This window comes from Bacilliculturomica massiliensis, from assembly GCF_900605495.1.
In the GTDB taxonomy this organism is placed as follows: domain Bacteria; phylum Bacillota; class Clostridia; order Peptostreptococcales; family Anaerovoracaceae; genus Bacilliculturomica; species Bacilliculturomica massiliensis.
Genome location: NZ_LR027603.1, coordinates 1,499,831 through 1,526,092, shown reverse-complemented (window position 1 = coordinate 1,526,092; position 26,262 = coordinate 1,499,831). Strand labels below are relative to the sequence as shown.

30 protein-coding genes are annotated in these 26,262 nt (G+C 55.6%); 26 read left to right on the top strand and 4 right to left on the bottom strand.

Annotated features, from left to right (window positions below; all coding sequences use genetic code 11):
- Window positions 1-40 precede the first annotated feature (40 nt).
- From E0E37_RS16200 to E0E37_RS16190, 3 genes are all read left to right on the top strand, one after another.
- Window positions 41-1,450, top strand: coding sequence for an amidohydrolase (locus E0E37_RS16200; RefSeq protein WP_130864020.1), 1,410 nt, complete (start codon window positions 41-43; stop codon window positions 1,448-1,450).
- Window positions 1,451-1,466: 16 nt separating this feature from the next.
- Window positions 1,467-2,873, top strand: a complete 1,407-nt coding sequence (locus E0E37_RS16195) for an amidohydrolase (protein WP_130864019.1) — start codon at window positions 1,467-1,469, stop codon at window positions 2,871-2,873.
- A 181-nt stretch (window positions 2,874-3,054) separates the two neighbouring features.
- A complete protein-coding gene (locus E0E37_RS16190; protein WP_130864018.1) occupies window positions 3,055-3,297 on the top strand; it encodes a hotdog family protein in 243 nt (80 codons plus the stop codon).
- A gap of 139 nt (window positions 3,298-3,436) precedes the next feature.
- On the opposite strand, the gene E0E37_RS19265 is transcribed toward E0E37_RS16190, so the two are convergent.
- Window positions 3,437-3,793, bottom strand: coding sequence for an SEC-C metal-binding domain-containing protein (locus E0E37_RS19265; RefSeq protein ID WP_130864017.1), 357 nt, complete (start codon window positions 3,791-3,793; stop codon window positions 3,437-3,439).
- A gap of 837 nt (window positions 3,794-4,630) precedes the next feature.
- On the opposite strand from E0E37_RS19265, the gene E0E37_RS16180 reads away from it, so the two are divergent.
- Window positions 4,631-5,779 (top strand): ethanolamine utilization protein EutH, encoded by a 1,149-nt coding sequence (locus E0E37_RS16180; protein ID WP_165445410.1) that lies wholly within the window; start codon window positions 4,631-4,633, stop codon window positions 5,777-5,779.
- A gap of 102 nt (window positions 5,780-5,881) precedes the next feature.
- Here the strand turns inward: E0E37_RS16180 and E0E37_RS16175 are convergent, their stop codons facing one another.
- Window positions 5,882-7,399, bottom strand: coding sequence for an MFS transporter (locus tag E0E37_RS16175; RefSeq protein ID WP_130864015.1), 1,518 nt, complete (start codon window positions 7,397-7,399; stop codon window positions 5,882-5,884).
- Between the two features lie 595 nt (window positions 7,400-7,994).
- On the opposite strand from E0E37_RS16175, the gene E0E37_RS16170 reads away from it, so the two are divergent.
- The 22 genes from E0E37_RS16170 (at window position 7,995) to E0E37_RS16065 (ending at window position 24,106) form a co-directional block, all read left to right on the top strand.
- Entirely contained in the window at window positions 7,995-8,570 is a 576-nt protein-coding gene (locus E0E37_RS16170) for an ANTAR domain-containing response regulator (RefSeq protein ID WP_165445409.1), read from the top strand.
- Entirely contained in the window at window positions 8,567-10,042 is a 1,476-nt protein-coding gene (locus E0E37_RS16165; RefSeq protein WP_130864013.1) for a sensor histidine kinase, read from the top strand. Before E0E37_RS16170 ends, E0E37_RS16165 begins: the two co-directional genes overlap by 4 nt.
- 155 nt (window positions 10,043-10,197) lie before the next feature.
- Complete coding sequence (locus E0E37_RS16160) at window positions 10,198-11,637, top strand: ethanolamine ammonia-lyase reactivating factor EutA (protein ID WP_165445408.1); 1,440 nt, start codon at window positions 10,198-10,200, stop codon at window positions 11,635-11,637.
- A 19-nt stretch (window positions 11,638-11,656) separates the two neighbouring features.
- A complete protein-coding gene (gene eutB, locus E0E37_RS16155; protein ID WP_130864011.1) occupies window positions 11,657-13,021 on the top strand; it encodes an ethanolamine ammonia-lyase subunit EutB in 1,365 nt (454 codons plus the stop codon).
- Between the two features lie 54 nt (window positions 13,022-13,075).
- Window positions 13,076-13,990: an ethanolamine ammonia-lyase subunit EutC gene (gene eutC, locus E0E37_RS16150; RefSeq protein ID WP_130864010.1), complete on the top strand. Its 915-nt coding sequence runs from the start codon at window positions 13,076-13,078 to the stop codon at window positions 13,988-13,990.
- A gap of 23 nt (window positions 13,991-14,013) precedes the next feature.
- Window positions 14,014-14,673 (top strand): ethanolamine utilization microcompartment protein EutL, encoded by a 660-nt coding sequence (gene eutL / locus E0E37_RS16145; RefSeq protein ID WP_130864009.1) that lies wholly within the window; start codon window positions 14,014-14,016, stop codon window positions 14,671-14,673.
- Window positions 14,674-14,694: 21 nt separating this feature from the next.
- On the top strand, window positions 14,695-15,147 hold the full coding sequence (locus E0E37_RS16140) for a cupin domain-containing protein (protein ID WP_130864008.1): 453 nt from the start codon (window positions 14,695-14,697) through the stop codon (window positions 15,145-15,147).
- An 89-nt stretch (window positions 15,148-15,236) separates the two neighbouring features.
- Entirely contained in the window at window positions 15,237-15,512 is a 276-nt protein-coding gene (locus E0E37_RS16135; protein WP_130864007.1) for a BMC domain-containing protein, read from the top strand.
- Window positions 15,513-15,551: 39 nt separating this feature from the next.
- A complete protein-coding gene (locus E0E37_RS16130) occupies window positions 15,552-16,121 on the top strand; it encodes a BMC domain-containing protein (protein ID WP_165445407.1) in 570 nt (189 codons plus the stop codon).
- On the top strand, window positions 16,118-16,387 hold the full coding sequence (locus tag E0E37_RS16125) for a BMC domain-containing protein (RefSeq protein WP_130864005.1): 270 nt from the start codon (window positions 16,118-16,120) through the stop codon (window positions 16,385-16,387). The genes E0E37_RS16130 and E0E37_RS16125 overlap by 4 nt, the downstream gene beginning before the upstream one ends.
- 62 nt (window positions 16,388-16,449) lie before the next feature.
- Window positions 16,450-17,100 carry a hypothetical protein gene (locus E0E37_RS16120; RefSeq protein WP_130864004.1) on the top strand — a complete coding sequence of 217 codons (651 nt, stop codon included), beginning with the start codon at window positions 16,450-16,452 and terminating at the stop codon, window positions 17,098-17,100.
- Window positions 17,101-17,115: 15 nt separating this feature from the next.
- Entirely contained in the window at window positions 17,116-17,673 is a 558-nt protein-coding gene (locus E0E37_RS16115) for a cob(I)yrinic acid a,c-diamide adenosyltransferase (RefSeq protein WP_130864003.1), read from the top strand.
- The gene (locus tag E0E37_RS16110; protein WP_130864002.1) at window positions 17,670-19,103 is read left to right on the top strand and encodes an aldehyde dehydrogenase family protein; all 1,434 of its coding nucleotides are present in this window, start codon (window positions 17,670-17,672) and stop codon (window positions 19,101-19,103) included. Before E0E37_RS16115 ends, E0E37_RS16110 begins: the two co-directional genes overlap by 4 nt.
- Window positions 19,104-19,118: 15 nt before the next feature.
- Window positions 19,119-19,766 carry a phosphate propanoyltransferase gene (gene pduL / locus E0E37_RS16105; RefSeq protein WP_130864001.1) on the top strand — a complete coding sequence of 216 codons (648 nt, stop codon included), beginning with the start codon at window positions 19,119-19,121 and terminating at the stop codon, window positions 19,764-19,766.
- Window positions 19,767-19,788: 22 nt separating this feature from the next.
- On the top strand, window positions 19,789-20,082 hold the full coding sequence (locus E0E37_RS16100; protein WP_130864000.1) for a EutN/CcmL family microcompartment protein: 294 nt from the start codon (window positions 19,789-19,791) through the stop codon (window positions 20,080-20,082).
- Window positions 20,079-21,419, top strand: a complete 1,341-nt coding sequence (locus E0E37_RS16095; RefSeq protein WP_130863999.1) for a 4Fe-4S dicluster domain-containing protein — start codon at window positions 20,079-20,081, stop codon at window positions 21,417-21,419. Before E0E37_RS16100 ends, E0E37_RS16095 begins: the two co-directional genes overlap by 4 nt.
- 8 nt (window positions 21,420-21,427) lie before the next feature.
- Complete coding sequence (locus E0E37_RS16090) at window positions 21,428-21,973, top strand: BMC domain-containing protein (RefSeq protein WP_130863998.1); 546 nt, start codon at window positions 21,428-21,430, stop codon at window positions 21,971-21,973.
- 14 nt (window positions 21,974-21,987) lie between these two features.
- Entirely contained in the window at window positions 21,988-22,338 is a 351-nt protein-coding gene (locus tag E0E37_RS16085) for a BMC domain-containing protein (RefSeq protein ID WP_130863997.1), read from the top strand.
- A gap of 4 nt (window positions 22,339-22,342) precedes the next feature.
- Window positions 22,343-22,840, top strand: a complete 498-nt coding sequence (locus tag E0E37_RS16080; protein WP_130863996.1) for a EutP/PduV family microcompartment system protein — start codon at window positions 22,343-22,345, stop codon at window positions 22,838-22,840.
- 13 nt (window positions 22,841-22,853) lie between these two features.
- A complete protein-coding gene (locus E0E37_RS16075; protein WP_165445406.1) occupies window positions 22,854-23,102 on the top strand; it encodes a BMC domain-containing protein in 249 nt (82 codons plus the stop codon).
- Window positions 23,103-23,200: 98 nt separating this feature from the next.
- Window positions 23,201-23,617 (top strand): MaoC family dehydratase, encoded by a 417-nt coding sequence (locus tag E0E37_RS16070; RefSeq protein ID WP_130863994.1) that lies wholly within the window; start codon window positions 23,201-23,203, stop codon window positions 23,615-23,617.
- Window positions 23,618-23,842: 225 nt separating this feature from the next.
- The gene (locus E0E37_RS16065) at window positions 23,843-24,106 is read left to right on the top strand and encodes a hypothetical protein (RefSeq protein WP_130863993.1); all 264 of its coding nucleotides are present in this window, start codon (window positions 23,843-23,845) and stop codon (window positions 24,104-24,106) included.
- A gap of 92 nt (window positions 24,107-24,198) precedes the next feature.
- On the opposite strand, the gene E0E37_RS16060 is transcribed toward E0E37_RS16065, so the two are convergent.
- Window positions 24,199-24,699: an SEC-C metal-binding domain-containing protein gene (locus E0E37_RS16060; RefSeq protein WP_130863992.1), complete on the bottom strand. Its 501-nt coding sequence runs from the start codon at window positions 24,697-24,699 to the stop codon at window positions 24,199-24,201.
- A 155-nt stretch (window positions 24,700-24,854) separates the two neighbouring features.
- Complete coding sequence (locus E0E37_RS16055; protein WP_130863991.1) at window positions 24,855-26,162, bottom strand: homoserine dehydrogenase; 1,308 nt, start codon at window positions 26,160-26,162, stop codon at window positions 24,855-24,857.
- Between the last annotated feature and the right edge of the window lie 100 nt (window positions 26,163-26,262).

The following is a 26,262-nucleotide window of genomic DNA, read 5'->3' as shown; positions in this document are numbered from 1 at the left end:
GAAAGAATCTGTCAACGTGTGAAAGGGAGGGAAGAACGCTATGACCACATGGAACAAAAAAGAAGTGAAGGATTTCATGCTCGATTATATCGAGAAGAATTCCCCGGCGTATTTTGAGATCGCTCATAAGATCTGGGAGAAACCGGAGCTGGGCATGGAGGAGCATTACGCCTGCCGTCTCCACAGGGATTTCCTGAGGGAGCAGGGTTTTGAGATCGAAGAGAACGCGGCGGGGATGCCTACGGCGTTCGTGGCCACTTACGGCAGCGGCAGGCCGGTGATCGGGTTTTCCATCGAATACGACGCCCTGCCGGGGCTCTCGCAGAAGACGGTGCCCTGCAAGGATCCTGTCAGCGAAGGCGCTCCCGGGGAGGGCTGCGGCCACAATATTCTGGGCGTGGGAGGCGCTGCGGCGGCCGCGGCGCTGAAGGCGGCCATGGATCACTTTGGATTTTCCTGTACCGTCAAGGTTTTCGGCACGCCGGCGGAGGAACTGTGCATCGGCAAGCCGGTCATGGCCAATGCAGGGCTGTTTGAAGGGCTGGATGCAGTGCTTGACTGGCATCCCATGATGTATACGGCGGCCTCTTACCTGAATTGTCTGGCCTATTTCAATGTAAAATATCATTTTCGAGGGCAGACGTCCCACGGGAATTCCCCCTGGTACGGCAGGAGCGCCCTGGATGCGGCGATCTTCACCGGACATGGGATCGAGATGCTGCGGGAACACATCAAGCCTGGACGCTGCGGAATGAGCGCCAATACGCTGAACTATACGTTTTCTGAGACAGGTCCGGAATTTCCCAGCGTGGTGCCCGACCGGGCCGATCTCTGGGTGGTGGGCAGATTCATGGACAGCGAGATGGTCCTGGATGTCATCCGCCGGGTAGATCGGTGCGCAGAGGGAGCGGCGCTGGCCGCCGGCGTGACCATGGAGAAAGAATACATAACCGCCGCTCACGAGATGATCCCAAACAAAGCACTGGCGGAGGTGGTCTATCGGAATCTGGAAGAACAGGGAGATGTGGAATTTACAGAGGAAGAAAAGGATTTCGTGATGAAGATGCAGGAATGCGAAGGTCAGGAACCTTACTGGGCCCAGGGGATCGAGCCCTTTGGGCAGATCGATTCCGCGGTGACGGATTCGTCGGAATACAGCTGGTTTGCTCCCTACGTTATGCTGGGCGTCCGCCTGGGACCGGGTCCCAGCTGGCATAACTGGATGGTGGCGGCCTGCGCGGGCAGGAGCCACGGTGAAAAGGCTTTGAAGAAAGCGGCCCAGGTGCTGGCGGCCTCCGCGGTGGATCTGGTGGAGGATCCCGGACTCATCGAAGCGGCGAAAGCGGAACTGAAGGAACGGCTGGGAGAAAAACGACACGCCAGTCTGCTGCCCGAGGGAACGCCGGTGCCTGTCAACATCAACAAAAAGAACATGGAGAAATATCGCTGAGAGGGAGGCGGAATCGATGGATTGGAATGAAGTAAAGACATTTATGGCCAAATATGTGGAGGCCCATCAGCAAGAGTACTTCGTCATGTCCAAAAAGATCTGGGAAAATCCTGAACTGGGCATGGAAGAACACTACGCCTGCAAGCTGCACATGGAAATGCTGCGGTCCAAGGGATTTACCGTAGAGAAAAACGCGGCGGGGATGCCCACGGCTTTTGTGGCTACCTATGGAAGCGGCAGGCCGGTCATCGGGTTTTCCGCCGAATACGACGCCCTTCCCGGGCTGTCCCAGAAGGTGGTCCCATATAAGGATCCAGTCAGACTGGGCGCTCCGGGGGAGGGCTGCGGCCACAATCTGATCGGTACCGGCGGCAGCCTGGCGGCCGCGGCGCTGAAGGCAGCCATGGACCGTTTCGGGTTTTCCTGTACGATCAAGGTCTTCGGAACGCCGGCGGAGGAGCTGTGCATCGGCAAGCCGGTCATGGGCGCCGCAGGATTGTTTGAGGGGCTGGACGCGGTGCTGGACTGGCATCCGCTGATGCAGACGGCGGCTCACGCTTCGAAATGTCTGGCGTATTTCAACGTGAAATACCACTATAAAGGCCGTACGTCCCACGGCAATTCTCCCTGGTTTGGACGGAGCGCCCTGGACGGAGCCATCCTGCAGGGATACGGGATCGAAATGCTGCGGGAACATCTGGTTCCCGGCATGCCGGGGCTGTCCTTCAACACGCTGAACTACACCTTCTCCGAGACGGGTCCCGAGTTTCCCAGCGTGGTGCCTGACCGGGCCACCCTGTGGGTAGTGGGCAGGTTCCACAGCAGCGAGATGGTTTCCGAGGTGATCGGGCGTCTGGATCAGATCGCGGAGGGCGCGGCCATGGCCACGGAAACGAAGGTGGAGAAAGAGTACATCGCGGCCACCCACGAACTGCTGCCCAACCATACCATGGCGGAACTGGTACATCGCAATCTGGTAGAGCAGGGCGACGTGGAGTTTACGGAAGAAGAAAAAGAATTTGTGATGAAGCTGCAGGAGTGCGAAGGGCAGGAACCGTTTTGGAGCGAGGGTATCCAACCGGTCCGGGAAGAAGACTTCGGCGTGACGGATTCCTCGGAATACAGCTGGTTCGCACCCACGGAGGTCCTGCAGGTGCGTCTGGGTCCGGGACCCGGCTGGCACAACTGGATGGTGGCGGCCTGCGCCGGCGGAAGTCACGGGGAAAAGGCCGTGACGAAAGCCGCCCAGGTGCTGTCCGCCTCAGCGGCGGATCTCATCGCCGATCCGGAGATCCTGAAGAAGGCCAGGGAAGAGTGGAAGGAGCGGATGACCGGCAGAGTGTACAGGAGCCTGCTGCCAGAGGGCACGCCCATTCCCCTGCACGTCAACGAAGAGACGATGAAACGGTACCGGGATAAGTAAAAGATGCGGCAAAAAAGAGACGCGGCGGCCGGCTGGATGGCTGCCGTGTTTCTTTGCGCCGTCCGGCTGGATGGCTGCCGCGTCACTTTGCGCCGTCCGGCTGGATGGCTGCCGTGTCTCTTTGCGCTGTCCGGCTGGATGGCTGCCGCGTCTCTTTGCGCTGTCCGGCTGGATGGCTGCCGTGTCTCTTTGCGCTGTCCGGCTGGATGGCTGCGGCGTCTCTTTGCGCTGTCCGGCTGGATGGCTGCCGCGTCACTTTGCGTCGTCCCGTTCACTTCAGAACACCATCACCGCGGTGGTGGAGGTGGTGGGAAAAGACGAAAAGAAAAACCGTGTCACGCTGAAGACGGCCTGTCTGAATCAGGAGGGGATCGTTGTGGTGGACGGAGAGGCCACGATGGTCCCTTTTGATTCTCAAGGATAAGGGTCTCGTCCTGGGCGTTCCGCCCGCCGCATCGCGCTGACAGTATGATGGTCCACACGGATTTTTGATCCAGTCTCGTCCTGGGCGTTCCGCCCGCCGCATCGCGCTGACAGCACGATGGTCCACACGGATTTTTGATCTAGTCTCGTCCTGCGGGAGGACCAGAGTGGATCTGCCGTCCATCGCGTATGGCTCTATGGCCCGTTTCCTGGATTTTTTCTTTTTGCCGGCAAAAGAGGGACAAAAACGAAAAGAAAATGGTCTTAATATACTCGTTAAGTAAAATATGGAAATTATTTTTTCGTCTACAATACAAAATTGCTATAAAAAGAAAAAAGCGACATAAATCGACAAGACGAATGATGAAAACGCCTGTTAATTTCGCTGTTTTTTTCTTTTTCAGGTGTTGATAGAGGGCAAAAAGAAAAAATGGGTATTTCTTTCCGCTGCCGCAGGGGCAGGGAACGTTTTTGACGGGTTCTTTTTCTTTGACCACGGTCTTGGAAGCTTTGCATGCTTACTTGATCTCCAGTCGTTTCTCAGCGGTGCGGATGGCCCCCCCGCTAGGGCAGGCCGTAGAGATAGCCGGCGCCGGCGGATAGCATGTTGAAGTGGAGCGTTTCCATGTGGATTGCCAGTTTCACGGGGGATCTTTCTGCATTTCAGAAAGATCCTGCTCTGTCTCGACGCTGCTGTTGATCCGGTCCGGAAGCCATGAAGGTCGCGGGTATGCAGCTTGCCGATAGGCAGCAGTCCGGCAGGCCGGGAAAGTTTTAATTGACCTCCGCTGATAAAATGTGATAAATTTATCTTAGTTTCGCATGCAGACGAATTGCAATGCTTATCACGATGAAGTGACAACATGAATTGAGACATCTCTTTTTGTGTTGTTTTTTTTATTATGAAGGAAATATCGCCAGCGATATGGACGGAATAACAAAAAAGTCAACATTTTGAGAGTGCGCCCGCTGGGCGAATAAGTTTTCGAAGGAGACACTTTTATTACGCGGTGACGTCCGGCCGGCGGAGCTGATTTTGACAGACAGCGGCCTTTCGGCAGCGGGACAGCAGTCTTTCGACAGTCGGACAGCGGCCTTTCGGCAGCGGGACAGCAGTCTTTCGACAGTCGGACAGCAGCCTTTCGGCAGCGGGACAGCAGCCTTTTGGCAGTCGGACAGCGGCCTTTCGACAGTCGGACAGCGGCCTTTCAGCAGCCGGTCAGCGGCCATACGGAGACCCGCCGGGGGAAAAGAGCTCGTAGAACCCTTGGATGGACACAGGTCGGGGTGCGGCCATACGGAGGCCCGCCGGGGGAAAAGAAGGAGGAATACAAATGGCTTTGAATCAGATTATTATTTACGTAATGGTGCTGTTTATGACCATAGCCGCGGTGGACCGGATCATAGGCTCGCCCCTGGGTCTTGGGGATAAACTGGACCAGGGGATCGCCGCCATGGGCGCGTTATGCATTCCAATGGTGGGAATGATCGTTCTTTCCCCCCTGATCGGGAAGATCCTGACCCCCATCGTAACGCCCCTGTTTCATCTTTTGCACGCGGATCCGGCCATGGCCGCGACTTCCATACTGGCGTGCGACATGGGAGGCTATTCCCTGGCCTATGCCATAGCGGATACGGAGCAGGGCGCTCAGTTTGCCGGGTGCATACTGGGAACCTTACTGGGCAGCATCATAACATTTATGATCCCGGTGGGCATGACCTTTGTAAAGAGGGCATACCGGGGCTACTATGCTCTGGGCATCATGATAGGTATCATATCGGTCCCCGTAGGGCTGATGGCGGGGGGACTGGCGGCGGGATACTCTCTGTCCATGGTGGCGCGCAATACTCTGCCGGTGCTGATCTTTTCCGCCGTCGTCGCCCTGGGTCTCTGGAAAGCGCTGGATACCTGCGTTAAAATATTCAATATACTGGGCTATATCGTAGTGGGCCTTTCTACCCTCGGGTTTGCCCTGGGCATCGTTCAGGAGCTTACGCCGCTGGTGATCGTTGAAGACCTGCCCTCTGTGCTGGACGGAATCAGGATCGTGGGCGGTATCGCCATCGTGCTTTGCGGAGCGTTTCCCATGGTGGATATCATCAGCAGGCTCTTCGCAGGTACGCTGAAGAGGATGGGGCGGCTGATGAGGATCGACGAGACGGCGGTCCTGTCCATGCTTTCCTGTACGGCCAATGTGATGCCGCTGCTTCATTCGTGCAATCGCATGTCGCCGGCGGGGATCGTGGTTTCTCTGGCCTTCTGTGTGGGAGCAAACAGCATGCTGGGAGATTTCCTGGGATTCGTGGCGGGCGTGGACTCCACCATGATCGTGCCCATGATCGTATCCAATATTACCGCCGCCGCCGCGGCGCTCCCCATCGCCATGATCGTCTGCAGAAAAATGCGGCTGCCTGCTGTCTGTGAAGAAAGTTCAGGCAAGAGGAAATACACCGTAAAGCATCCGACGAAAGGCCGTTCCTGATAGCCGCGCATAAAAAAACGGGCGGGGGATCCCTGTGGATCCTCCCGCCCGTTTTTTATATATCGCAAAGCGATATTGACGAAGATGAATGGCCGTCTGCGATTATTTTTTGATCGCTTCCAATTCCGCCTGATCGCGTGCGGCGATGGCTTCCAGCCACTGCAGATGCTTCTTGTCGGATACGCCGGAAAGAAGCTGGAAAGCCGCGTGCACGGCTGCAAAGATAGCGGGGATGGCCATGCCGCAGAAGAGGATGGTGGACAGCGTTGTCTCGCTCTGTACGGCTCCCGCCACATAGCCGGAGCTTGCGAGCATCTTGCCGGAGATCCAGTTTCCAATGGCTCCGCCGGCAGTGAGCATGACGCCGTAAATTCCATAGATGAAGCCGGACATATTTCTGTTATACCGCAGCTGCGCATAGTCTACGGTGTGAGGCACGATAGCCATGGGGAAGGTGGCGTAAATGCCCTGGAACAATCCGCACCCGGCGTAGAGGAAGAACATGGGACCAAAGTGCATGGACTGCTGGACCACTTCGATGGGGGAAGTCTTGATCCACAGGAACAGGAGACCGTACGCACAGCCGTTCACTAAAGCCATGATGATAAACGCTCTGGCCGTGTCCTTAAATAGACGGATGATGTACGGGACCAGGAAGGCGCCCACGATGGCGAGGGAAATGTTAAAGCCCAGGCTGATCGAGGTCATTTCGGGAAGCTCAAAATAGTATTCAAAGAGATATACCGCCATGGAGCTGCGCACATTGGCAAGGGCGAACATGATGGCGATGCCGGAAATGGTGAAGATGGCGGGACGGCAGGTAACGAAATCCCGCAGGGATACCCAGATGGACACCTTCTTTTCCGGGGCCTCCTCCACGAGAAGCTGCGGACGGTATTCACCTTCATAGGTAAGCTCGTACTTACGGGTGAAACGAAGTCCGGAAAGCGTGGGCGCAAAGAAGGAAATGATTGCAAAGATCAGACAGGATACGAAAAATCCCAGGGTCGTGTTTCCCGTGATATCACAGAAGAACCTTGAGACCGGAAGGAAACAGGTGGCTGCGATCAATACCGAGATGTTTTCGTAGATCCCTTTCCAGGAAGCGGCTTTTGCACGTTCGCTCTCGTTGCGGGTCATATTCTGCGTCTGGCAGTTCTGCGGAATGTAGCCCAGCGTGGCGCAGAGCGCGCCGTACGCGCCGTAGGTGATCCAGCACCAGAAGATCTGCAGCGTGCTGTGTCCCGTGGGCCACACGAAGAATACCGCCAGGAACATGATGAACTGCGGCAGGATGGAGATGAGGACCCAGCCCCGGTATTTTCCGGCCTTGAAGTGTGAGCGGTCGATGGCGTGTCCCATCATCAGGTCCGTAAACGTATCGAAGACTCTGGCGAAGATGATGATATTTGCGGCGGTCAAAGGGCTGATGCCTAAAATATCGGTGTAGAAATACAGCAGATAATACCCGAACACATTGAATGGAAGCATGGTTCCGATACTGGCGCCCGCGCAGTTGAAATGGAAATCAAGCCTTGGCAGCTTTGCCGTGGGCGAAAAGTCGACAGCATCGTACTTTTCTTTGCTTTCCATTACAATACGCTCTACGAATTTTGACATATTGATGTCTCTCCTTTCTAAAACAGCAAGATAGATGCTATGGCTTCAGGTGCGACCGGCCTGCTGCCCGCGGGATCACGAAAACCTGTACAGTGATCGCCGCGGAAGAAGAAAATGTCCGACAAAAAAACAAAAGACGACAAGAATCGAATATGTCGATTTTTGTCGTCACTGCTTCGCAACGGGTCCATAATGCACCTATGGGCCATATGTTTAATTATCTTTTAAGCTATCGTATTCGACAAGATTTGTCAAGATAAATTTCAAAAGCCGTCATTTTAAATTACCTATTGACACGTATCTCGTCTTTATGATAATGTAATTACATGATAACCGTTCTGCAGACGGTATTGCAGAACCTGCCACGCTGAAGTGACAACAAAGCATATGTAATAAGTACATATTTTGTTGTTGCTTTTTTTTATGCACAGGGAAATATCTTTTGATCATCCCGGTACATAAAAAGGGGGAGCAGTGTATGCCCCGCCGCATTCAGGCGGGCGCTGCCTGCAGAGCAGGCGCCGAAGGGGACCTCAGGTCCCCTGGCGGAACGGTGCAGCCGCTTTTTATGGTTTTTATGAACGGGAGAAGCGATATGAGAGTTGTTATAGCGGATGACGAACCTATCATTGTAATGAATCTAAAAGAAATACTGGAGGACAGCGGCTATGAGATCGTGGGCACCGCCTCGAATGGGTTTGCTGCCATCGATCTGTGCAAAGAACACAGGCCGGACATTCTGATACTGGATATCCGCATGCCGGGTCTGGACGGGCTGCGGACCGCCAAGTTTATCCACGAAGGCGGCTATGTGGATACCATCGTGATCGAAAGCGCCTTCGACGACGAGGAATTCGTCCAGAAGGCCGGAAAATACGGGGTGTCCGCGTTTATGGTGAAGCCTATCGACGCCAAAACACTGGTGTCCACCTTAAAGGTGGCCACGGTGAGAAGCAAGGAATTGAGAAGTCTCAGAAGCGAGGTCATCGAAGTCAACAAAAATATAGAGGCCAGAAAGAAGCTGGAGCGGACCAAGGGTCTGGTCATGGACAAGCTCAATCTGAGCGAGCAGGAAGCCTACAATTATATCAGGGGAATCAGCAAGGAAAACAGTATCTCTATGGAGTTTGTAGCCGAGATCCTTCTCGACTGCCTGTTGGATGAAAAATGATAATAGAAGGAAATTTTATAAAAGAGAAGAGAGATAAACGGATCGGATTCTGCGAGGATATCGATTCCATCTGCAAAAAACACACGATCTTAGATGAAAGCGATGTGGCGCTCATACATAAGAAGGCCGTCGAGCTGGTGGATATGGCGAAGAAGCGGCAAAGGGACTGCTTCATCAATTGCGTGAGGGCCTCGGGAAACGATACGATAACCGTTGCGGCGGCTTACGCGGACAATTCGCTGTATAATTACATCACCATAGGCGCCATTGTCAGCGATGTGGACGAGCCGGCTGTCCTGCGGACCCTGCGATACGGTCTTCCCACCAGTGAGATCCACGCCGTGTCCTACACGACCACAGAAGGAAACAGCATCATCCAGGATTGCGTTCCCATAGAAAACAATGGAAAAATAATCGGCGCCATCGTTTCGGAGCGGGATATGACCCGGGAAGACGCTGAAGAATGGAAAAAGGTGGTCTATCACGAGATCGATACGGAGAAATATCCCATTCTGAACAACCTTGCGGAATTGGCCGAATGCGTCAACGACGCCGTGGTGGTCCTGGACGAGAGCAGGACGGTGATCTTCCGCAACGACCGGGCCCAGAGGGTATATCAGGGCTATGGCTATATCCACGATATCTACGGTAAGCATTACGATGATCTTTCCTTCCACGGGCCCATAACCGTCGGGCCGGGGATCGAGAACTCGGAGAATCACACGGCGCTGCGGTGCGCGGGCAACTATTTTGAGATCGGAGAATACTGCTACTCCAAGAATGGATATTACTACATCATCGTCATTAAGGACGTGACCCAGGAAAAAGAGAACGAAGAGAACCTGATCCATAAATCCGTGGTGGTGAGAGAGATCCATCACCGCATAAAGAATAATCTGCAAACGGTATACAACCTTTTGGATATGCAGAGAAGAAGGCTGCCGGAGGAACGGATCAAGCTGGCTCTCAGCGAGGCGATGAATCGTATTTTAAGCATTGCCAGCGCTTACGAGCTGCTTTCGGAGGAGGGAACGGAGGTCGTGAATTTACTGGATCTTCTGAGAAAGATCACGGTAAATTTCAAGAGATTAGTGGACAGCAGTTCGGATATCGGACTTCAAATAGAAGTGATGGGGGATAACGCGTACGTCACCATGGACGACGCCACCGATATTTCCCTGGTGGTGAACGAACTCCTGCAGAACACATTTAAACACGCGTTTTACGGCCGTGTTTACGGACGGGTGAGGGTGGTCGTGCTGAAGCGTCCGCTGTACTCGGAGATCATGGTGACGGACGACGGAAGAGGGTTTGACTGCGAGAAGATGGATAAGGCTGATGAAGGTCTGGGACATCAGATCGCGGAAAATATCGTGAAGCAGAAGCTGAAGGGTCAGATATCGTATTTATCGGACTCGACGGGAACCTCCGTTGTGTTCACCTTCCGCTGCATAGAAAATAATACAATATAGGTTTATCTGCAGAGAAGCAGGTATGTAAGCGCTGAAGCTTATCGGTAAAGGAACATGTGGTGTTCTGTGTCGATAAGCTTTTTTTTTCGATCAGAAAGGCCGCGTTTGATTCGGCCTTCTGTGGGACGGCAGAACGGGGAAAGGAGCGTCAGGAGGTGGCGGAAAAAATATTGAGCGTGGGTATCGACATTGGAACCTCAACGACTTCGCTGGTCTTTAGCAGTCTGACCATCGAAAAGATGACAGGCGATATGTACATGCCGAGGACGGAGATCACAGACAGAAGTGTGATCTATCGAAGTCCCGTCTATTTTACGCCTCTGAGATCCAATGTAGAGCTGGACGCGGAGGGGATCAGAGAGATCGTCGAAAAGGAATACAGCGCCGCCGGCGTAGACCCGGGCGACGTTGAGACAGGGGCCGTTATCATAACGGGGGATACCGCAAGGAAGGTCAACGCCGAAAGAGTCCTGGGGGAGATCAGCAGGTTCGCGGGAGACTTCGTGGTAGCCGCCGCGGGGCCCAGTTTGGAGAGCATTTTGGCCGGCAAGGGCAGCGGAGCACAGCAGTATTCCGTGGATCAGGTAGAGACCATCTGCAATATGGATATCGGAGGCGGGACCACCAACACGGCGGCCTTCTACGATGGAAACTGCATCGACGCCGATTGTCTGGATGTGGGCGGACGGCTGATCCGGTTCAGCCGGGGCTCTACGAGGATCGAATACGTCTTTCCGAAGATCGCGGAGATGGGGCGGCGGCTGGGCGTCTCCGCAGAGCTGGGCGCCGTTTTAAACGCATCGGAGATCACGCAGATCACCGATGCCATGGCGGAGGCGGTCATGGGAAAGCTGGAACCGTCGCAGACCAATGAACATTACCTGTTTCTCCGCACGGAGAAGGGAGAAAACCGGGGTCCGGTCAAAAAGATCGACGTGGTGTCGTTTTCCGGCGGAGTCGGGAAACTGGTCTACGAGCCGGAAGAAAAAGACAAGCTGAAATACGGCGATATCGGCGTATACCTTGCGGATTCGCTGAAAAAAGCCATAGAGAAGCATTCCCTTCGGGTGGTGAAGCCGAAGGAGACCATAAGCGCCACCGTGATCGGGGCCGGCAGTCATTCCGTGGATGTGAGCGGCGGGACCATCGCCGTCACCCGGCCGGAACTGCTGCCGCTGAAGAATGTTCCCATACTGGCCATTGAAGATCCCCTTCACCTGCCCCCGGAAGAATTCACGGATCAGGTGAAAAAGAAAACAGAGTGGCTGCAGGGTCTGGACGGAGATCAGACCATAGCGCTGAACCTGAAAGTGGATAAAAAGATGGGGTTTCAAGATGTGGTGGATCTGGCTGAGAGAGTGATCGGTGCAACAAGAGAATTGATGGCGGCTCAGCAGCTGCTGGTGGTCATCCTTTACGGGGACTATGGAAAGGTCCTGGGACAGAGTCTTTCCATGCGCCTGCCCCCGGGGAAGGAAGTGATCTGCATTGATTCCGTGGACGTGGGCGACGGCGATTACATCGATATTGGAAGACCTGTGGGCGTTGCAGATTCGGTGCCCGTGGTGATAAAAACGATCGCATTTAATTATTGAGAGTCGAGAGGAGAGACACATGTTATTAAAATCAAAACTTTTTGGTAAAGTGTATCAATTTAACTCTGTCAAAGAGGTCCTCGCCAAATCCGGCGATTTAAAGAGCGGCGAGGTACTCTGCGGGATCGCCGCCGAGTCTGAGCAGGAAAGACTGGCCGCAAAAATTGTGCTGGGCGACCTGCTGGTGTCGGACCTGCGGGAAAATCCGGTGGTCCCCTATGAAGAGGACGAAGTGACGCGGGTGATCCAGGACGATCTGAATGAACAGATCTACGACAGCATCAGGAACTGGTCCATATCAGAGCTGAGAGAGTACATCCTCAGCGACAAAACCAGCGAAAATGATCTGAAGCGGATCATGCGGGGATTGAGCTCGGAGACGATCTCAGGAGTGTCGAAGCTGATGGGAAACATGGACCTGGTCTACGCGGCGAGGAAAATAAGAAACATCACCCATTGCAACACCACGCTCGGCCAGCCGGGGATCCTGGCCACCAGACTTCAGCCCAATCATCCCAGCGACGATCCCAATGGGATCAGGATGTCCATCTTCGAGGGACTGAGCTACGCCAGCGGCGACTGCGTGATCGGGATCAATCCGGCCACCACAAATCTGGATACCACCCGCAGGATCATGAACATGCTGCAGGAACTGAAGGAAAAATATGAAATTCCCACCCAGGTGTGCTATCTGGTCCACGTCACCACCATGATGGAAGCGATGAAGAGCGGATCGCCTTCCGACCTGATCTTTGCCAGCATCGCGGGAACGCAGAAGTGCAACGAGACCTTCGGCGTAAGCGTGGAGATCCTGGAGGAGGCCAGGCAGACCGCCCTGAGATACGGGACTTCCACAGGGCCCAACGTCATGTACTTTGAAACGGGACAGGGTCCGGAAAACGCGGGCAATATGCATTACGGAGCCGATATGGCTACCCTTGAGGCCCGTACCTACGGGTTTGGCAAGCGCTTCGCTCCCTTTATCGTAAACGATGTGGTGGGCTTTGTGGGGCCTGAGGTGCAGTACGACGCCAAGCAGTGCACCAGATCCATGCTGGAGGATGTGTTCATGGCCAAGATGTCGGGGATCCCCATCGGAACGGACATTGCGTTTTCCAGTCATGTGAAGGCGGACTACAACGACAACGACGTGGTCATGATGACAGCCAGTCTTGCGGGCACGCAGTTCTGGATCGGCGTTCCCGGCGCTCAGGACGTCACCACGTACAACATGGACACATCCTTCCACGATTGTGCGACCATGCGCAGAATGCTGGGGCTCCGCACCATTCCCGAATTCGAGAGATGGTGTCAGAAGTGGGGCATTTTAGACGAGGAGGGAAATCTGGGAGAAAATGCAGGCGACGCGTCGATCTTCCTCTAGGCGGAATGACACGCTCGATGGTAACGTTTTGATTGTTTAGAATGGAGGCTTGAAATGGCGAATCAGAATATAAATGAAGAAGCGATCATCCAGGCGGTGATAAAAGCGTTAGGTGATCTGGAGCTGCCGGGGGACGGATCTTCAACGGCGGGCAGCGGGGCGGCGGTGAGAGCAGGACAGGCGGACCGTTCTTCGGTAAGCGATGAAAGCCTGGTGGATATCGCGATGATACCGGAAGAAGAGATCTGTCTCGTTGAAAATCCGAAAAATAAAGAAGCTCTCATGAGACTGAAACGTTCCACGCCTGCCAGAACGGCCACGGGCAGGGCCGGAGACAGAGAAAAGACGATGATAAACATCAGAAAGATGGCAAACCTTTCGGCGGCGGTGGACGCGGTGTGGACGCCGCTCAATAAAGAATTTGTCGGCTCTCTGGGATATCCGGTCTTGAAGAGCATGCCGTCCTCCAAGGAGGAGTATCTCATGAGGCCGGACCTGGGAGTCCTTCTGGACGACGCAAATATGAATATCGTCAGGACCCAGCTCAAGAAAAATCCGGATGTGCAGATCGTCATCGGCGAGGGACAGAGCAATCAGGGCCTGGAGAAGAGCATGCCGGAGCTGCTGCCGGCGCTGCTCCAGGGACTCCAGGCAAATAAGATCGATTACGGCACCCCGTGCTTTGTGGAATATACCAGGGTGGGGATCGGGGATCTGATCGGACAGGAGGTAGGCGCCAAGGTAGTGTGCGTCATTTTGGGGGAACGGCCGGGACTGCTTTCCTGGGACGGCCTGGGATGCTATATCACGTATGGACCGAAGGTCGGTATTCTGGAATCGAAGCGCACCTGCGTGTCCAACATTCAGGATAATGGAGGAACGCCTCCCGCGGAGGCGGGCGCGTACATTTCAGATCTGATCGCCCGCATTCTCAAGGAACAGAAAAGCGGCGTGGATCTGATTATTTAAGGGTTTCGGAAAGAGAGACAGAAATGAGAAACGACAAGATATATCCTGAGATCCTGAGCATGGTGCTCATATCTCAGGTGAGCGAGGTATTAAAAGAGGAACTGCGGCTTTCTCCGGAGCATACCAGCTGCGCCGTATTGACGGCCACCATCGACGACTTTGTCTTCCTGGCGCTGGATGAAGCCACCAAGAAAGCGGACGTGGACGTGACCTACACAGGGTCCTTCTACGGCGGCAACGCCAATTCCTCTTCCAAATTGCAGGGCGAGGGCATCGGCATATTCGCCGGGAAAACGGTGTCAAGCGTCCAGGCGGCCATGGACGCCATCAACGAATTTTACGACAGTAAGCAGGTGTACGCGGTCAGCTGCAACGACGACGACAGCATTGCGTACCTGACCTACACGGCCGCCAGCGTGGGCACGTATTTTTCCAGTACCATGGGTATTCCTCCCGGCTGCGCCATGGCGTATCTGGTGGGACCGCCCATCGAATCCATCTTCGGCGCGGACGCGGCGGACAAGGCTTCCAACGCCAGGATGGTCAAATTCTACACGCCGCCCACGGAGACCAACTGCAGCGGAGCTATTTTTACGGGCAGCCAGTCGGAATGCGTGATCTGCTGCGAAGCCTTCGGCGCGGCCGTGCAGGAAATCGCGGATCATCCGATCTACGGACGATAAATTTGTGAGGGAGGTTTATAAATGGAAGTGAATCGCGAGCTCATCTACAGGATCGTGAAGGAGGTCCTGGAGGAAGGAGCGGAAAAGAATGAGGAAGCTGTTTTTGAGAAGCGGACCGATCCGTCCGGCGTGATCTGTATCAAGACGGAAACGGTAAAATGTCAGCCCTTTGACGTGGGCGTGCCGGCAAAGGTCCGGCTGATGGACGTGGTGACACTGGAGGAAAGCCCGAGACTGGGCTGCGGCATCCTTGAAATCGACCACAGCACCTATCCGTGGACGCTGACCTACGACGAATTTTACTACGTGGTGGACGGCGTTTTAGACATCATCGTCGAGGGGAGACACAATCTGGGCTATAAGGGCGATATCATGCATATTCCAAAAGGCACGTCCATCTGCTTTTCATCGCCTGAAACGTGCCGGGCCGTATATTATACGTATCCGGCGGACTGGGCAAACGCGGAGCTTTAGCGTACTGCCCCGCTTACGATTCGGCAGGCTATTTATCCAAATATGAACGGGTCAGTACACTCGTTAAATCGTTCAGAAAGAGGTAGATTATGAATTCAGAAGCGTTAGGAATGATCGAGACAAGAGGACTCATCGCGGCGGTGGAAGCGGCCGACGCCATGGTCAAGGCGGCCAGCGTAAAGCTGGAGAGCATGGAGAAAATCGGATCCGGACTGGTGACCGTAATGGTCAGAGGGGACGTAGGCGCGGTGAAGGCGGCTGTGGAAGCCGGCGGCGCCGCCGCCGGAAGCGTGGGTGAGGTGGTATCCTGCCACGTGATCCCCAGACCTCATACAGGCGTCAATCAGATGCTGGGCGCGGAATAACACCCCTGAGGCCGGCGATTCGCGAAGGGAGGGATGCGGATGGAAAAAGCGTTGGGACTCATTGAGCTGGTCGGCAAGGCCGCTGCCGTAGTGGCGATGGACACGGCGATAAAGACGGCGGACGTGGCGCTGGCGGGGCTGGAAAGCTCCCGGGGCGGCGGCCGCATGACGGTGAAGCTTCAGGGCGGGGTCAGCGCGGTCAAAATGGCTGTGGAAGCGGCGGTCCGCTCAGTGGAAGATATGGGAGGAGCTGTCTTTGCAGTCAAGGTCATTCCCAGTCCCAGCGATGAGCTTGGGATCATGCTGTCCCAGACAATGGGCAGGCGGGGAGACATAGGATGGCGCGCGCCGCGGAAAACAGAAGAAGATGTGATGGAAGCGGCGGAAGCAGAGGAAGCGGAGAAGGTGGAGCCGGCAGAAGCAGAGGACGATGGGGCGGAAGCTGCTCAGATCCCCGCGGAAGACCAGGAGCCGGCAGAAGAAGGAATCGAAAAACAAACGGTCTGCAATCTTTGTCTGGATCCCCGGTGCCCCAGGGTCCGCGGAGAAGCAAGGACGAAATGTATGCATTACAAAGATATCATTAGAAAACAGGAGGAAGAAAGATGAGCGGAGCATTAGGAATGATCGAAACAAGAGGTTTAGTCGGAGCGATCGAGGCGGCGGACGCCATGACAAAGGCCGCCAGCGTGGAACTGTGCGGATATGAGAAGATCGGATCCGGACTGGTGACCGTGATGGTGCGGGGCGACGTCGGCGCGGTGAAGGCCGCGGTGGAAGCCGGAAATGTGGCCGCGGGAAACGTGGGTGAAGTGGTATCCACCCACGTGATCCCCAGACCGAATCCCAGCGTAGACGAATTGCTTCAGAAGTAAGAACGACTGTTGAGAGGATGGCCGGAGGAGACGGCGTCTCCTTCGGTCAGAGGTAGAACGCCATGATGGAACATGAAATACAGAGCATCGTGAAAGAGGTGATCAGACGAATGGGTCTGGCGGGCGCAGGGAAAAAGATCCTGGTGCTCGCAGGCCCGTCGGCGGATGAGGAGGCCGTCCAGCGGCATCTGCGGGAAACAGAAAAGGGGCCGTATACAATAGATCGGATATGGATGAACGGCGAAGGGCAGATCGACGGATCCCTGTTCAATATCCAGTCTCTGATGGAGGAGCACTGCGCCCTGCTGGCGGCCGGTCTGACCTTAAAGCAGCTGATGAACATACACGGCCTGCAGATGGAAGATCCCGCCGCGGAGCTGGTCGCGGAAGCCCTGCGGATGGGAAAGCCGGTGAGCGTACTGTCAAAATGGCTGAATACCAGGAGCGCCGCCCCGGCTTTCGTCCGCAGGATAAATGAGATAAAGAAAGATCTGAGTACCTACGGGATCGCCTTTGTGGACGAAAGGGAGAACAAAAAAGACGGCCGCTGTTTGGATCAAAACAGAATAGATAAGCGGGTCATTGCAAAGCAGGATCTGAAGAATGTGCATTCGGGGGAGCTTGCGATCAGAGAGGACGCGGTGGTGACCACCACGGCAAAGGATCTGCTGGACAAGAGAGGGATAAAGGTAGTCCGCTGTCAGAATCAGTGATTTGGAGATGGTGAAATGACTAAAATATATACAAAGACCGGGGACAAGGGTATGACCACCCTTTACGGCGGGAGCAAGGTGCGGAAGTCTTCCAGCCGCGTGGGCGCGTACGGAACGGTGGACGAGGCCAATTCCTTTATCGGACTGGCTGCGTCCCACATCGGAAACGAGGACCTGGAAGCGCTCCTGCGCCTGTGTCAGAGAAAGCTGTTCATAATCGGGGCGCAGCTGGCTTCCGACGACAGAGGACGCCGGGCGCTGACGGAGGTGATCGTTCCCAATGACGCGGCCCAGCTTGAGCGGCTGATCGATGTGTTTGCCGCAAAATTGCCTGCGTCCAGGGAATTTCTCATTCCTGGAAAGTCGGCGAGATCCGCCTATCTGCACGTGGCCAGAGCCATGGTCAGAAAAGCGGAAAGGCAGATCGTGGGAATCAGAGAGGAAGCCAGAGTCAGTCAGGATGTGTGCATTTACATGAATCGTCTGTCGGACTTCCTGTTTATCCTGTCGAGAGTGGTGGACGAATTGAATATTTTCGCAGAAACAAAGGGTGAGGAGGAATCGATCCTATGACAGTAGATGAAAAGATCATAGAACGCATCGTACAAAAAGTGGCGCAGGAGCTGGGCGGGAAAGCCGGAGACGGCAGTTCCCCTTCCCCCCGGAAGGCAGGGGCGGCTCATGGGGAGATCAAATACCTGTACGACGATATCGACGAGGCGGTAAACGCCGCCTATGAAGCGCAGAAGGAATTCCTGAAATTTAAGCTGGAAGACAGAAAGCGCATCACCGACAGCATAAAGACCGTCTGCATGGCCCACGCGGAGGAGATGACCAGAATGGAGCTTGAGGAAACTCACTATGGCAACTATCCGGACAAGCTCATGAAAATGAAGGGGGCCATTTCGATGACGCCCTCTGTGGAAGACCTGACGGCGGACATCAACGCCAACGACGGCGGCATGGCCATGTACGAGCACGCGCCCTTTGGGGTCATCGGCGCTCTCACGCCGTCTACCAATCCTCCCGAGACGGTGATCGCCAACTCGATCATGATGATCGCCGCGGGAAACGCGGTGGTATTCAGCACCCATCCCGGAGCCTTTCAGTCTTCCGCCCGGGCTGTGGAGCTTGTGACGGAGGCCATAGAAGCGGCGGGCGGTCCCAGAAACTTAGTTGTCTCGCTGAACAACCCCACCATGGAGCGCACACAGGAAATGATGAACCATCCCAGGGTCACGATGCTCTGCGCCACCGGCGGTCCGGGGGTGGTCAAGTCCATCCTGAGCTGCGGAAAAAAGGGGATCGGAGCGGGAGCGGGAAATCCTCCCGTATTCGTGGATTCCTGCGCGGATATACCCAAGGCCGCAAGAGACATCGTCGCCGGCGCGGGCTATGAAAACAACACGCCCTGTATCACAGAAAAGGAGATCATAGCCGTGGATTCCATAGCGGACGAGTTGATCCGCAATATGGTAAACGCAGGGGCGTATCTCATCGAGGACAAGGCCGCTGTTGATAAACTCACCAGGCTCTGCATGCCAAAGGAAGACAGCCCCAATAAAGAGCTGATCGGAAGGTCCCCGGCGTACATCTTAAGCAAGATCGGGATCCGCATCCCGGAGGATACGCGCATCGCCATCTTTGAGGCGCCGGCGGATCATATGCTGGTGATGAACGAGCAGATGATGCCGATCATTCCCGTGGTCAGGGTGAAGGACGCGGCGGAAGGCATAGCGGTATCCTGCGAGGCGGAGCACGGAAGAAGACACACCGCTTTATGTCATTCGAAAAATATGGATGTGGTCACCGAGCTGGCCAGGAGGATCCAGACCACCATATTCGTCGTGAACGGTTCGTGTTTTAACGGACTGGGCTTTAACGGCGGTATCGGGCCAAACGCCCTGACCATTGCAGGGCCCACGGGAGAGGGACCGACCACGCCCAGAACATTTACGAGAAAGCGCAAGATCGTCATGGTCGACAGCTTCAATATCAGGTAAAGAGAGGACGATTGGGTGAATACGACAAATACGGAAGAAAGGGATCTGGAACGTATCGTGACGGAGATCGTCAGAGATGTGGTGGAGAGGTCGGAGGAGCTGACGGTCCCGGTGGAGATGTCGGCCCGGCACGTCCATCTGACCGCCGGGGATGTGGAGGCTCTCTTTGGAAAGGGCGCGGAGCTTACCTTCAAGCGCAGTCTGTCCCTCCCCGGATTTCTGGCGGAGGAGAGGGTCAGCATCGTGACGGCGAAGGGCAGCTTCAAGAACGTAGCGGTACTGGGACCGGTGCGCGGCCACACCCAGGTGGAGCTTTCCGCCACGGACGCTTTTTCCCTGGGGATCAGGCCGCCGGTGAATATTTCCGGGGATTATACGGGAGCCGAGGATGTGTATCTGGTTGGCCCCCGTGGCATGATCTGTGCAGAGAACAGCGCGATCATCGCTCAGGCGCACATACATATGAGCCCGGAGGAAGCCGTGCAGATGGGGTTTGCAAACAGAGACATCGTGAAGGCAGAACTGCTTGGGACCCGGACGCTGACCATGAACAATGTGATGGTGCGGGTGGATCCGGGCATGCACGCCATGATGCACATCGATATGGACGAAGCAAACGCCAGTGGATATGAAGGGGTAAAGAAAGCCGTGATCAGAAAGTGAGCGGCCGACGGGGTGATTGACTATGAAGATTTGCAAGGTGGTCGGAAGCGTTTGGGCGACGAAGAAAGACGCGAAGCTTTCCGGAGCGAAGCTGATGATCGTCGCGCCGCTCTACGGAAACGCAGAGGAGACCATGGTCGCGGCGGACTACGTGGGAGCGGGGATCGGCGAGAAGGTCCTGGTCGTCACGGGAAGCACGGCCAGATATGCCTCCGGTAAGGAGGGCGCTCCCATCGACGCTTCCATTGTGGGAATCGTCGATTCCATTGAGATGCCGAAAAATGAAATGGGAAACGAGGCGGAGGTTGACGCATGAATCTTCTTGAACTGGTGGAGAAAGCCGGCGTGACAGGATGCGGCGGAGCCGGCTTTCCAACGCATATAAAGTGGAACGCGAAGGCGGACTGGTTTATCGTAAACGCGGTGGAGTGCGAGCCCCTGCTGCAGACGGATCAATATCTGATGAGAAACAGGGCGGACGATATCGTATACGCCTGCCGCCAGGCGGCGGAGATGATCGGCGCGCAGAACGCGGTCATCGCCGTCAAGAGAGCCTACGGAAAAGAGATCGCCGCTCTTGAGAAAGCGGTGGAGACGGCGGGCGCGGCGGTCAGGATCCACAGGATGGACAGTTTCTATCCCGCGGGAGACGAGCAGGTGATCGTATACGAGGTGACGGGAAAGACGGTTCCCTGCGGCGGGATCCCCCTTGACGTGGGCGTGGTGGTATCCAACGTGGCCACCCTTGCGGCCGCCTTTGACGCCATGAAGGAAGAACCGTTTATCATGAAATATATCACCGTGGCCGGCGCGGTCAACAGCCCCGCCGTCATAAGGGCGCCGCTGGGGACCTCCGTTTCGGAATGCGTCGAGGCGGCGGGCGGCGCTGCGGCGGACGACTGTTTCGTCGTCTCGGGCGGACCGATGATGGGAAAAAAGATAGCCTGCGATGCAGTAAGCGGCAGGGTCACAAAGACCACCTCGGGGATACTGGTCCTGCCAAAGGGCGGATTTATGGAAGAGTATAAAGGGGATATGGATCTGGAGGCGCTGAAGAAGAGAGCGCGTTCCGCCTGCATCCAGTGCAGCTACTGCACCATGCTGTGCCCGAGGCATTTGCTGGGTCATCCCCTGGAACCCCATCGCATCATGCGGGCCGCGGCCTTTTCCGAGGATCTGGACCAGCTGTTGGAGAGCGACGGGCCCGTCAGGAACGCTTCTCTCTGTTCCCTGTGCGGGGTGTGCACGGCATACGCCTGTCCCATGGGGCTTGAGCCCAGCAAATTAAACGCCTTCCTGAAGGAGGAAATGGCCAGGCGGGGGATCCGGCGGAGCGGGAAGGAGACCACGGTCCCGCTGCCTGACAGAGAGTGGAGAAAGGTACCCACAGGCAGGATAAGCCGCAGGGTGGGAACGGCGGATTACGGCGGAACCAAGGAGGATGCCCTCATTGAGATCAGACCGGAGGAAGTGGCCATCGCTTTGAGACAGGGTCCGGGCGTGCTTCCCCAGCCGGTGGTGGCGGCCGGCGACAGGGTCTCACCCGGAACGCTCATCGCCTCCATTCCCGCCGGCGCTCTGGGATCGAATCTCCACGCCAGCATCGAAGGGACCGTAGTGGAAGTATCTGACGTCATTAGAATCAGGGGATGAGGTTGAACATGAATGCGATCGGATTTATTGAATTAAACAGCATTGCCAGGGGCTATGAAGCCGCGGACACGGCTTTGAAAACATCTGATATTGAGGTGATCTCCTGTCACGCGGGCTGTCCGGGAAAGTTTTACTTCCTGTTCAGAGGATATACCTCGGCGGTGGAGGCCGCCATGAAAGCGGCCGCGGAAGCGGGAAAAGAAAACATCGTGGACAGCACCCTGATCCCAAGCATCCATGAGGATGTGATCCGGGCCATGGCCATGTCCACCGAGGTCTCTCTCGAAGGCGCTCTCGGCGTGATGGAATTCTTCAGCGTGACGGCGGCGATTTACGCGGCGGACGCAGCGGCCAAGGCGGCTGACGTCCATTTGATCGAGGTGAGGATGGGGATCGGGATCGGAGGCAAGTCCTATGTGACGCTGACGGGAACGGTTTCCGCCGTGAAGGAAGCCGTCAGGGCGGGGATCACAGAGGAGAACGCCGGGGGCATGCTGATCCACAGCGCGGTCATCCCCGGACCCGACGCCGAACTGTTGAAATCACTTTACTGAAACGGGGTGAGAGGATGGAAATGCAGGAAAAACAGAGGATCATACAGGAGTTTGTGCCGGGAAAGCAGGTGACGCTGGCCCATTTGATCGCCAATCCGGACCCGACGCTATATAAAAAGCTGGGAGCGGCCACAGACCGGGAGAGCGCGCTGGGCATCCTTACCATCACGCCTGCCGAGGGCGCTATTATCGCCGCGGACATCGCCACGAAGGCGGGAAACGTGCAGCTGGTCTTCGTGGACCGGTTTTCCGGTTCTCTGGTGGTGTGCGGCGACGTCACCAGCGTGGAGGCGGCGCTGAGCGGCGTTTTGGATGTGTTGTGCGCTCAGATGGGATTTGCCCAGACAAGCATAACGCGGACGTGATCCTATGAAACGACTGATGATGATGGGGCCTGTGGCCTCTGGCAAGACCTCCCTGATACAGAGGATGAGGGGAGAGCAGCTGCGCTACAGAAAAACACAGGCCGTAGAGTTTGAAGACGCGGTGATCGACACGCCCGGAGAATACATGGAAAACAGACAGTATCTGTCGGCGCTCACGGTGACCGCCTGCGACGCCGACGTGATCGTTTTCGTGCAGGACGCGGCCAGCGGAGAGCGGTGGTATTCTCCCGGCCAGGCGTCCATGTTCAACGCCAGAGTCATAGGCGTTGTGGCGAAGATCGATCTCGCAGACAGAAGACAGATCGAATCTGCGGCGGACGCGTTGTTCTCCGCCGGGGCGGAGCGGGTGTTTGAAGTCTCCAACACGGACGGGACGGGGATCGGAGAGCTTCTCGCCTACATCGCAAAGCTGGATGGAGGACCCGCAGGGTCAGGAAAAGAGGATGAAAATGAAATTCGCTGCGATACACCGGCCCTCTGAGGCAGTCTTATCGATGATAACCAGACGGATTTCCGATAAGTCGGCGCGGGATGCGCTGAACAATGGCGGCGTCGAATCCATAGGGATCTGCCAGGGTTCTGTCCTTGAGATAATCGTGGCAGGCGACATCGCGGAAAAGACAGCGGACGTGACCGCCTGCGAATTGAACGGCAGCTGCCCCCAGCACATGACCTGTCTTGTGGTGCTGGGCAAAACATCCGCCGTGGCCGCGGCCATGGAGGCCATCGCGGCGGCTCGATGAGCCGTCCTGCTTTGGGGCTGACCTATGAACTGTCCTGTCCGAAAACCGGACGGGTCTCCGGCATATCCATCATCCATACAGAGGGGAGTGAAGACTGTATGAGTTACACCATGGATCAACTGAAGATCGGCCAGAAGGCCCGGTTTTCCAAAACCATAAGCGAGTGCGACGTTTATCTGTTCGCGGGGGTCACCGGGGATACCAATCCGGCCCATCTGAATACGGAATATGCAAAAGATACCGTATTCAAAAAGCGGATCGCCCACGGCATGCTTTCGGCCAGCCTGATCTCCACGGTTCTGGGAACGGAACTGCCGGGCAAAGGGACCATATACCTGCGGCAGGAGGTAACATTTCTGCGCCCCGTACACTTTGAGGATACGATCACAGCGGTGGTGGAGGTGGTGGGAAAAGACGAGAGGAAAAACCGCGTCACACTGAAGACGACCTGTCTGAATCAGGAGGGGGTCGTTGTGGTGGACGGAGAGGCTACGGTGATCCCTCCCTGTTGTTAAGGATGCCGAGAGGTTCCTGCGGGTTCCGCCCGGCTCGTCACGCCGACAGCACGATGGCCCACACGGATTCCTGATCCAGTCTCATCCTGCGCTGCGCGTCCCGCCCGGCTCATCGCCCGGCGTATGCGCCGGATGGCCGTATAGCCGCCGTAGCCCGATGGCCGTGCGGCCCTATGGCTGCGTAGCCCGATGGCTGTGCGGCACTATAGCCCTGTGGATGGATCTATGGATCCTTTCCTGGATTTTTTCTTTTTGGCGGAAAAAGACGACCAAAAACGAAAAATAAATGGTCAGAATATACCTTTTGATCAAAATATGGAAAATATTTTTCCGTATTCAACACAGAATCGTTTGATAAAGAAAAAAACGACACAAAACGACAAGGTGAGCGATGAAAATGCCTGTGATATCCGCTGTTTTTTTCTTTTTCAGGTGTTGATAGGAGCCAAAAAGAAAAAATGGGTCCCAATGTTGTGTCAGGCCGGCTGATGATCCGCATTGCATAGCAATAAATAGTAATAAAGAGAGACCGAAGACGTGAAGCGTCTTCGGTCTCTCTTTTGCATAGGGGCAAGGCCGTTCTATTTATCTTTTCCGCAGCACTTTTTGTATTTCTTTCCGCTGCCGCAGGGGCAGGGGTCGTTTCTGCCGGGTTCTTTTTCTTTGACCACGGTCTTGGAACGCTTGTACGCCTTTTCGATCTCCTGGCGCTTCTCGGCGGTGAGGATGGTCTCCCACTGGGGCAGGCCGTAGAGGTAATCTGCGCCGGCGGACAGCATGTTGAAGTACAGCTTTTCCATGTCGATGACCAGTTCCACGGGGGAATCCTCCGACATTTCAGCAAGATCCTGCTCTGTCTCGATGCTGCTGTTGATCCCGTCCAGGAAGCCCATGAAGATCACGGGGTCCGCTTCGTATTTCTCAGCCAGCTCCCGGAAGCTCCCCTTTACAGGGGTCTGGTAATCGTCCAGAACGGCGCTGTAGATGTTTTTTTCTGTAGAACTGTACTTTTCCCAGAATTCGGGGAAGGTGGCTTCGGTCTGGTTTCCGATAAGCTCCTGCCACTGTTCGTATAAACTCATTTCTTATTAGCTCCTTTAATTCATTTGTTAACAAGGCTCTGCCGCAGGCAAACGTTCTGGGCGCGGCCAAACGTTCTGGGCGCAGTCAAACATTCTGGGCGCAGTCAAACGTTCTGGGCGCGGCCGGGCCGGTGGTTCCGTCCCTTGGGCCGGTCTCAGTCGAGACAGGCCACGCTGATGATGCTTTTTACTTCCTTTACAAAGGTAAACTTCACGATCTCCTCCAGCGCCTCGTTCAGGCGGTCGCGGGTGACTTCGTGGAGGATGTAGATCAGGGGCACGTGGCGGCCGGTCTTTCTGCCTCTGCTGCGCTGCAGGAAGGTGTCGATGCCGATGCCGTAGTTGCCGAAGGTGGTGGCGATGGTTCCCAGAACGCCGGGCATATCCTCGGCGATCAGGTTAACATAATACATGTTTTGTCCCTCCCCGTCAAAGGTGAGACTGGTATTGTCGTTGACTGCGGTGGGAATGCTCTGCTCCGTGGTGCCGGTGGCGTAAGCTCTGGCGATCTCGAAGAGGTCGCCCACAACAGCGCTGGCCGTGGGCATGGCTCCCGCGCCTTTGCCGTACAGCATGACGTCGTCCACGGCGTTTCCTTTGGCAAACACAGCGTTGAACTCGTTGTTTACCGTGGCCAGAGGATGGCCCATAGGCACCATGGCCGGCTGCACGTGGCATTCCAGGGTAGAGCGGTATCTTCTGGCCTGGGCCAGAAGTTTGATCTTATATCCAAACTGGGTGGCGAAACCGATGTCTTCCTTTGTAATATTGGTGATGCCTTCCCGCGGAATATCTTCCGGAGCCACGCGCACGCCGAAAGCGGTGGAGATCAGAATGGACAGTTTGTTTACGGCGTCGTAGCCTTCCACGTCAGCGGTGGGGTCGGCTTCCGCAAAGCCTCTGGCCTGTGCGTCCTTCAGGGCGTCCTCATAACTCATATCGTTGTCTGTCATCTGAGACAGAATGTAGTTGGTGGTTCCGTTGACGATGCCGGTGACCTCCGTAAACTCATTGGCCTGCAGAGAGGTGGAGAGGGCGTTCAAAATGGGGATGCCGCCGCCCACGCTGGCTTCGTAGCGGAGAATGACTTTATTTTGGACAGCCAGATCCGTCAGGCCGGGTCCGTCCTTGGCTATGACCGCTTTGTTGGCCGTCACCACGTGTTTTTTCGACCGGATCGCCTCAGCGATATAGTCCGTGGCCGGCTGAAGCCCGCCCATCACTTCCACGACCACGTCGATATCCGGATTTTTCAGGATGTCGTCGGGATCTTCCGTGAACAGCTCTGCAGGGGCGTCCACATCTCTCTTACGGGACTTGTCCCGGACGAGGATCCTGGAGATCTCCAATTCCACGCCGGTGCTGTCTTCAATGATCTTGCCGTTGCTGGCAAGCATGCGGTAAGTGCCGCCGCCTACAGTGCCAAAGCCCAGCATACCGATCTTTATCTTCTGTTTATTCATTTGTATCTGACCTCCGAGATTTTTTCACTGCCTTCAGACGAAAGATGTACAGGCGAAGGCAAAAATTCAATAGTAGGTACATTATATAATATTCTTGAAA

Excerpts from the sequence above, each read along its gene's own strand:
- E0E37_RS16135 (WP_130864007.1), top strand. The coding sequence starts at position 15,237 with ATGAATTCAGAAGCGTTAGGAATGATCGAGACAAGAGGACTCATCGCG.
- E0E37_RS16200 (WP_130864020.1), top strand. The coding sequence starts at position 41 with ATGACCACATGGAACAAAAAAGAAGTGAAGGATTTCATGCTCGATTAT.
- eutC (WP_130864010.1), top strand. The coding sequence starts at position 13,076 with ATGGCGAATCAGAATATAAATGAAGAAGCGATCATCCAGGCGGTGATA.
- E0E37_RS16125 (WP_130864005.1), top strand. The coding sequence starts at position 16,118 with ATGAGCGGAGCATTAGGAATGATCGAAACAAGAGGTTTAGTCGGAGCG.
- E0E37_RS16085 (WP_130863997.1), top strand. The coding sequence starts at position 21,988 with ATGGAAATGCAGGAAAAACAGAGGATCATACAGGAGTTTGTGCCGGGA.
- E0E37_RS16090 (WP_130863998.1), top strand. The coding sequence starts at position 21,428 with ATGAATGCGATCGGATTTATTGAATTAAACAGCATTGCCAGGGGCTAT.
- eutL (WP_130864009.1), top strand. The coding sequence starts at position 14,014 with ATGAGAAACGACAAGATATATCCTGAGATCCTGAGCATGGTGCTCATA.
- E0E37_RS16070 (WP_130863994.1), top strand. The coding sequence starts at position 23,201 with ATGAGTTACACCATGGATCAACTGAAGATCGGCCAGAAGGCCCGGTTT.
- E0E37_RS16130 (WP_165445407.1), top strand. The coding sequence starts at position 15,552 with ATGGAAAAAGCGTTGGGACTCATTGAGCTGGTCGGCAAGGCCGCTGCC.
- E0E37_RS16055 (WP_130863991.1), bottom strand. The coding sequence starts at position 26,162 with ATGAATAAACAGAAGATAAAGATCGGTATGCTGGGCTTTGGCACTGTA.
- E0E37_RS16065 (WP_130863993.1), top strand. The coding sequence starts at position 23,843 with ATGGATCCTTTCCTGGATTTTTTCTTTTTGGCGGAAAAAGACGACCAA.
- E0E37_RS16095 (WP_130863999.1), top strand. The coding sequence starts at position 20,079 with ATGAATCTTCTTGAACTGGTGGAGAAAGCCGGCGTGACAGGATGCGGC.
- E0E37_RS16120 (WP_130864004.1), top strand. The coding sequence starts at position 16,450 with ATGATGGAACATGAAATACAGAGCATCGTGAAAGAGGTGATCAGACGA.
- E0E37_RS16175 (WP_130864015.1), bottom strand. The coding sequence starts at position 7,399 with ATGTCAAAATTCGTAGAGCGTATTGTAATGGAAAGCAAAGAAAAGTAC.
- eutB (WP_130864011.1), top strand. The coding sequence starts at position 11,657 with ATGTTATTAAAATCAAAACTTTTTGGTAAAGTGTATCAATTTAACTCT.
- E0E37_RS16080 (WP_130863996.1), top strand. The coding sequence starts at position 22,343 with ATGAAACGACTGATGATGATGGGGCCTGTGGCCTCTGGCAAGACCTCC.
- E0E37_RS16180 (WP_165445410.1), top strand. The coding sequence starts at position 4,631 with ATGGCTTTGAATCAGATTATTATTTACGTAATGGTGCTGTTTATGACC.
- E0E37_RS16195 (WP_130864019.1), top strand. The coding sequence starts at position 1,467 with ATGGATTGGAATGAAGTAAAGACATTTATGGCCAAATATGTGGAGGCC.
- E0E37_RS16075 (WP_165445406.1), top strand. The coding sequence starts at position 22,854 with ATGATAACCAGACGGATTTCCGATAAGTCGGCGCGGGATGCGCTGAAC.
- E0E37_RS16060 (WP_130863992.1), bottom strand. The coding sequence starts at position 24,699 with ATGAGTTTATACGAACAGTGGCAGGAGCTTATCGGAAACCAGACCGAA.
- E0E37_RS16115 (WP_130864003.1), top strand. The coding sequence starts at position 17,116 with ATGACTAAAATATATACAAAGACCGGGGACAAGGGTATGACCACCCTT.
- E0E37_RS16110 (WP_130864002.1), top strand. The coding sequence starts at position 17,670 with ATGACAGTAGATGAAAAGATCATAGAACGCATCGTACAAAAAGTGGCG.
- E0E37_RS16140 (WP_130864008.1), top strand. The coding sequence starts at position 14,695 with ATGGAAGTGAATCGCGAGCTCATCTACAGGATCGTGAAGGAGGTCCTG.
- E0E37_RS16100 (WP_130864000.1), top strand. The coding sequence starts at position 19,789 with ATGAAGATTTGCAAGGTGGTCGGAAGCGTTTGGGCGACGAAGAAAGAC.
- E0E37_RS16170 (WP_165445409.1), top strand. The coding sequence starts at position 7,995 with ATGAGAGTTGTTATAGCGGATGACGAACCTATCATTGTAATGAATCTA.
- E0E37_RS16165 (WP_130864013.1), top strand. The coding sequence starts at position 8,567 with ATGATAATAGAAGGAAATTTTATAAAAGAGAAGAGAGATAAACGGATC.